This window comes from Dolichospermum sp. UHCC 0406 (assembly GCF_009712025.1).
GTDB classification, from domain to species: Bacteria; Cyanobacteriota; Cyanobacteriia; order Cyanobacteriales; family Nostocaceae; genus Dolichospermum; species Dolichospermum lemmermannii.
The window spans coordinates 199512-205858 of the sequence record NZ_VILA01000006.1 but is presented as its reverse complement, the minus strand read 5'-3'; the positions used below and the strand labels follow the sequence as shown (position 1 = coordinate 205858).

The following is a 6347-nucleotide window of genomic DNA, read 5'->3' as shown; positions in this document are numbered from 1 at the left end:
AATTTATGAAATTTTTATAATTTTAATAAAGGAATTTATCAGATTTTGAATGAAGTTAGATATTTTCCCATATTGATGCACTAATATAGTATTCTGTCAAGATAATTTAGATGCGTTTCCCCTGGTCTTCGTCGCTATCAATCCCATTTAGTTCTGTTAATTGTTTCCAATTCACCACATTAAGCGACTCGGTAAGTAGGTCTTCTAACGCACTACAAAATCTGTTATATTGCGATTTGTCTTTGAATATTTCATTTTTGAGATTTAAGAAACTATCTTTCAATTCCTGTTCTGATAAATCACAATCTTCAATCCATAAACTAACTTGCCAAGTCTCGTCATTTGAGTATCCGTTACAAGTCATTATTTTTTTATCCAGATAATACAATCATGAACACAACCACTAAGCGGTAGCACTGAAAAAATAAAGCTATCAAAGTTCAGATACCACCATTGTTTTACCGTCAAAAATCTCAACTTTCACAACTTTTTCTAAATTTTCAATCGGGTAAATTCCCACATCGAAATATTTTCCTAGAAAATACTCAATCGTTGATTCATAAGATGCTGTTGCACTGATTGAGGTTTTCCATGTATAGCCTGTAGTGGTTGTGAGTTTTGCTGATTTGAGCATTTATTTCGCTTGATGGATTTGCATAACAAAACCCCTAACTCTGTTGTGAATAGAATTAGGAGTGTTAAAATTAGAAATGATTAAAACAAACTGAATTGAGTATGATTTGGTTTTGGTGGTTGATAAATCGAGACTTCTTTCGTTTTTGGATGAACTTTAATCACAGGCATAAACTTCTTAACTGCCATGCAATAAGTTTTGAAAGCTCCACCTGTAAATCTTCCGTCATAGATTGCAATGCAGACATCAGAATGATCAATCATGTATTTATTTCTGATGTGCATACAATCTACGGTATAGTTGGGTTTGATAATTACTTGATTTTCTGCATATCTGAGAAGGCGATTCCTACGGAGCGCTTCGCTATCGCAATATGTCCTGTGTTGCAAACTCCACAATTCTGATTGATTAGCGCAAGGGATTACAGCCGTCCAAGGTAAATTTCTACTCATTAAAACCTTTGCAGCCAATTGATCTGAACCTAAAGCCATACCAACAAAAAAATGATTTATCCCCATGTCTAAAGCTAAGTCAATTGCTATGTTGATTTGTTTGGTGATATCAGGGATTTTTCTATGACCTGTAAAGCAAGCAATTTTCTGAGAATATAGTTCTGGATATTCTGGCTCATATCTGGTTTCTTCAACAGATACACCATGAGCTTCAATTGTTTGAGCAATATATTTCATGCGAAACTACTACTAAAGACCAAAACCAAAAGGCGGTAGCACAGAAAAAAATGAAATAGATCCTAACCTTCATGATCAGGGGAAACGCATCTAAATCTTATTGACAAAATACCGTTTTAATGTATAAACCAAGAAATTCCTATTTATCGTTTGATTGATTTTTTCAGTATGACAGTGATGGGCTAAAATATTGTCAACAAGTGGTCGTTAATGCGAATAGTTTGGTCATTATTGATAAGATGCGTTTCCCCTGCCTTCATGATGAAAGCTAGGATTCCAATTAATTAAAAATCTATTTCCTCGCGGATTTGCTTATACCGACGTAAATCGTTTTGATTTCTTGCTGTTATTTCATTTAATTTAGTAAGTGCTTCATCAAGGTTCTGAGTGTTATAAATACAATACTGTTTACCCTTTTCAAATACACTATAAAAGCCTGTTAAACCAATACTTTTCCCATATTTTGTCAAATCCGTACACCATTTGACATAAGGACCCTTACTTAGCCGCAGCAGAGAAAGCAATAAGTGTCCGCACTTTAACAGATGCGACTGGATTAGCACCTAATCGTGGTTATTATCTGGCTGCTAAATCTTTTGCTGATAGCAATTTGGATACTCTGAAAACGGTTATTGATGAAGTCAAGAAAGTAAGCGACTGGACAAAAAATAATCCACCTGAAGTTGCTAAGTTACTATCACCTATATTAGGTATAGATGCGGCTGTTTTAGAAATAGCCGAAAAGCGGCGTGAATATGGTGTATTACCTCTAACAGATGAAATAATTACGAAACAACAAGAAGTTGCTGATGCTTTCTATAAGATCAAATTGATTCCTAAAGAAGTCAAGGTTAAGGAAATAGTTTGGCAAAATAATAAATAATCTGGTAATTGGTAATAGGAAAATTACTAATTATCAATTATTTCTAAAAATCTGCCTTTACTCTCTCTGCGTCTCTGAGCCTCTGCGTGAGAAAAAAATAAATCAAGGTAATTAAAAATGATCAAAGAAATAACACGCCGTGAATTTATCGCTACTGCTGCTTTAACAACTGGTTTTGCTTTAGCCGTACAACCTGTTTCTGCTAAAGTGATTACCACAGATACAAAAGGATTAATTGCGGGAGGGGTGAAAATTCCCGTTGAGGGTGGGGAAATTCCGGCATATAGAGCGCAACCAGAAAAGGGTGAAAATTTTCCTATTGTCTTGGTAATTCAGGAAATATTTGGTGTTCATGAACATATACAGGATGTTGTTAGACGCTTTGCTAAATTAGGGTATTTAGCGATGCCTGCGGCGGGCTAACGCCAACGCTCCCGAACTATTCATCCGTCAAGGTGATGTGTCAAAATTAAGCAATATTGACGAAATTCGCGCAATTGTATCCAAAGTTCCCGATACTCAAGTTCTATCAGATTTAGATAATATTGTTACTTGGGCTGTAAAATCAGCCAAGGGTAACGCTGATAAATTAGCAATTACGGGTTTTTGCTGGGGTGGTCGAATTACCTGGCTATATGCAGCATATAATCCCAATGTAAAAGCAGGTGTGGCTTGGTATGGAAGATTGGTAGGCAATGTAACCGAACTACAGCCTAAACACCCTGTTGATATTGCTTCTGAGTTAAAAGTCCCCGTGCTGGGACTCTATGGAGGTCAAGATACAGGTATTCCTGTGGACACAGTAGAACAAATACGAGAAAAACTCAAATCTAGTAGCAATAAATCAGAGATAATTGTTTATCCTGATGCACCTCACGCCTTTTTTGCCGATTATCGCCCTTCTTACCGCGAAAAAGATGCCCAGGATGGTTGGCAAAGACTCCAGGTATGGTTTAAACAGTATGGAGTGTGAGTTTCAATATTTCTAGAACTTACGCAGAAATTACGGATAAACGAACCGCAGAGGCGCAGAGGACACGGAGAAATAAGAGTTTGAGAGGTTTTGCGTAAGTCCGAATTTCATGTTTTGATAGTCAACCTATTTAAATACTAACTATGTCAGAAAATTATCGTTTTGAAACCCTACAAGTCCATGCTGGACAAGAACCTGCACCTGGTACTAATGCCCGCGCTGTACCAATTTATCAAACCACTTCCTACGTTTTTGATGATGCTGAACATGGAGCGCGGTTATTTGCTCTCCAGGAATTTGGTAACATTTATACCCGGATTATGAATCCGACAACGGATGTATTTGAAAAAAGAATTGCAGCATTAGAAGGGGGCGTAGCAGCTTTAGCAACTGCAAGCGGTCAAGCGGCACAATTTTTGGCAATAAGTACGATCGCTCAGGCAGGAGATAATATTGTTTCTACCAGTTTCCTCTATGGAGGAACTTATAACCAGTTCAAAGTTACTCTTCCGCGATTGGGAATAAACGTCAAATTTGTGGAAGGAGATGATCCAGAAAAATTCCGTCAAGCGATTGATGAACATACCAAAGCTTTGTATGTTGAAACCATTGGTAATCCCCAATTCAACATCCCAGACTTTGCTGTTTTAGCTCAAATTGCCCATGAAAATGGTATTCCTTTAATTGTAGATAATACCTTCGGTGCAGGTGGATATCTAGCACGACCAATTGAACATGGTGCAGATATTGTTGTAGAATCTGCTACTAAATGGATAGGTGGTCATGGTACATCTATTGGCGGCGTGATCGTTGATTCTGGTAAATTTGATTGGGGTAACGGCAAATTTCCCCTCTTTACCGAACCTTCCCCCGGTTATCATGGATTGAATTTTCAAGAAGTATTTGGGAAAGGTAGTCAATTTGGGAACATTGCCTTTATTATTCGCGCCAGAGTGGAAGGATTACGAGATTTAGGAGCAGCATTGAGTCCATTTAACGCTTTTCTATTACTGCAAGGATTAGAAACTCTTTCCCTGCGTGTAGAACGTCATGTAAATAATGCTTTAGAATTAGCTAAATGGTTAGAACAACAAGAGCAGGTAGCATGGGTTAATTATCCAGGACTTCCCAATCATCCATATCATGAACGAGCAAAAAAATATCTTCGACATGGCTTTGGTGGCGTTCTTAATTTTGGTATCAAAGGTGGATTAGAAGCAGGTAAAGCTTTCATTAGTAATGTGAAATTAGCTAGTCATTTGGCAAATGTCGGTGATGCAAAAACCCTTGTTATTCATCCTGCTTCTACAACTCATCAACAGCTAAGTGATAGTGAACAAATTTCGGCTGGTGTAACACCTGATTTGGTGCGGGTATCTGTGGGAATTGAACATATTGATGATATTAAGGAGGATTTTGAACAGGCATTTAAGAAGATTTCTGGCTAATATACCAAAAGAAAAAGATCCCCGACTTCTTAAATAAGTCGGGGATCTGGGAATCTATAGCTAATTGCTAATTTTATGAAATACTTAGACTTCATTTCATCAAAAAACCAGTTTTACCAATTGTCAGCACCATTTTCATTAGAATCTGGTGAAGTATTAATTGATGTTCAGGTTGCTTATCGCACTTGGGGAAAATTAAACGCAAACGGCGATAATGGAGTCTTAATTTGTCATGCTCTCACAGGTTCTGCTGACGCTGACGACTGGTGGGGAGATTTGTTTGGTTCAGGAAAAGTCTTTGATTCTGACCAGGATTTTATTGTGTGCAGCAACATTTTAGGAAGTTGTTACGGTACAACTGGAGCAACTTCTATTAACCCAAAAACAGAAAATATTTATGGTGGATCTTTTCCCCGAATTACAATTCGGGATATGGTTCACCTCCAAGCTGCACTATTAGAATATCTGGAAGTTAAATCTCTACGGTTAGCAATTGGTGGTTCGCTGGGTGGAATGCAAGTTTTAGAATGGGCTTTATTATATCCAAAAAAGGTGAGAGCGATCGCACCAATGGCATCACCTGGAAGACATTCAGCATGGTCTATTGGCTTGAGTGAAGCCCAAAGACAGGCAATTTATAGCGATCGCAATTGGCAAGGTGGGAACTATACAATTGATACACCACCAGTCCAAGGATTAGCGGTAGCGCGGATGATGGCAATGATTACCTATCGTTATTGGGAGAGTTTTTCAAATCGTTTTGGAAGGCAGCAGGATGAATCTAATCAGTTTGCAATATCCAGTTATTTACAATATCAAGGTCAAAAACTAATAGAACGTTTTGATGCTAATACTTATATTACATTAACTCATGCAATGGATAGTCATGATGTTAGTTGGAACAGAAAAGATTATCAATCAGTTTTGCAAAGTATTAAACAACCAACTTTAATTATCTCCATTGATTCTGATGTTCTTTATCCTCCAGTGGAACAACAAGAATTAGTAGATTTAATTCCTAATGCTCAACTGGGGTTGCTTAAATCAACTCACGGACATGATGCTTTTTTAATTGATATGGAAGCATTAAATGAAATCCTAGTCTCTTTTAGGAAAGAACTAGATGATGTGAATAAGAGTAAATATTCTTGAAGTTTACCGTAGATGTACAAATTTGCTGCTGCTTGGGAACAAGAAACAATAGTTTTTGGTGCTTCTCAACCTGGATATACTGATCATCAGGTATATGATTGGATTGAGTTTATGAAATCCCACAACATTCAGCGAGTTTACTGTTTACTTAGTGAAAAACAACTAGCTAATTATGCTCATCTTTTAGATATATATCAGCAAGAATTTGGTAATCAACAAGTTTGTTGGACACCAATTGAAGATTTTCATTTATCTGATTTAGAAACACTCACACAGAAAATACTGCCTTTTTTAATCACAGCAAATCAACAAAATGAAAAAGTAGTTGTGCATTGTGCTGGTGGAATTGGTCGCACTGGACATATATTAGCAGCGTGGTTAGTTACTGTGCGGGGATTTTCTAATCAAGATGCAATTTCTGCTGTTATAAGAACAGGGAGAAATCCTCATGAAGCTGTAATGTTAAGTGAAAATCCGTTACAAGTTGCACGAGAATTAAATGTGCTGCTGAATAATTGTCGTCTAGCATTCTTAACTAATTGATGAATATTGCATTTGTATGAAAAAT

7 protein-coding genes and 1 pseudogene are annotated in these 6347 nt (G+C 37.1%); 5 read left to right on the top strand and 3 right to left on the bottom strand.

Annotated elements, in window-relative coordinates:
* Positions 1-106: 106 nt before the first annotated feature.
* The 3 genes from FJR09_RS07170 to FJR09_RS07160 form a co-directional block, all read right to left on the bottom strand.
* Positions 107-364, bottom strand: a complete 258-nt coding sequence (locus FJR09_RS07170) for a hypothetical protein (RefSeq protein WP_168654050.1) — start codon at positions 362-364, stop codon at positions 107-109.
* 69 nt (positions 365-433) lie between these two features.
* Entirely contained in the window at positions 434-634 is a 201-nt protein-coding gene (locus tag FJR09_RS07165; protein ID WP_168654049.1) for a hypothetical protein, read from the bottom strand.
* Positions 635-714: 80 nt separating this feature from the next.
* Positions 715-1323, bottom strand: coding sequence for an SLOG family protein (locus FJR09_RS07160; RefSeq protein WP_168654048.1), 609 nt, complete (start codon positions 1321-1323; stop codon positions 715-717).
* Between the two features lie 610 nt (positions 1324-1933).
* Here FJR09_RS07160 and FJR09_RS07155 point away from each other — a divergent pair.
* The 5 genes and pseudogenes from FJR09_RS07155 to FJR09_RS07135 all read left to right on the top strand — a co-directional run bounded on the left by FJR09_RS07155 (position 1934) and on the right by FJR09_RS07135 (position 6322).
* Positions 1934-2206, top strand: a complete 273-nt coding sequence (locus tag FJR09_RS07155) for a hypothetical protein (protein ID WP_254433052.1) — start codon at positions 1934-1936, stop codon at positions 2204-2206.
* A gap of 120 nt (positions 2207-2326) precedes the next feature.
* A pseudogene (locus tag FJR09_RS07150) lies at positions 2327-3179 on the top strand (dienelactone hydrolase family protein).
* Positions 3180-3322: 143 nt separating this feature from the next.
* A complete protein-coding gene (locus FJR09_RS07145) occupies positions 3323-4627 on the top strand; it encodes an O-acetylhomoserine aminocarboxypropyltransferase/cysteine synthase family protein (protein WP_168650727.1) in 1305 nt (434 codons plus the stop codon).
* 75 nt (positions 4628-4702) lie between these two features.
* Positions 4703-5779 (top strand): homoserine O-acetyltransferase, encoded by a 1077-nt coding sequence (gene metX / locus FJR09_RS07140; RefSeq protein WP_168650729.1) that lies wholly within the window; start codon positions 4703-4705, stop codon positions 5777-5779.
* A gap of 12 nt (positions 5780-5791) precedes the next feature.
* Positions 5792-6322, top strand: a complete 531-nt coding sequence (locus FJR09_RS07135) for a dual specificity protein phosphatase family protein (protein ID WP_168650731.1) — start codon at positions 5792-5794, stop codon at positions 6320-6322.
* Positions 6323-6347: the final 25 nt, after the last annotated feature.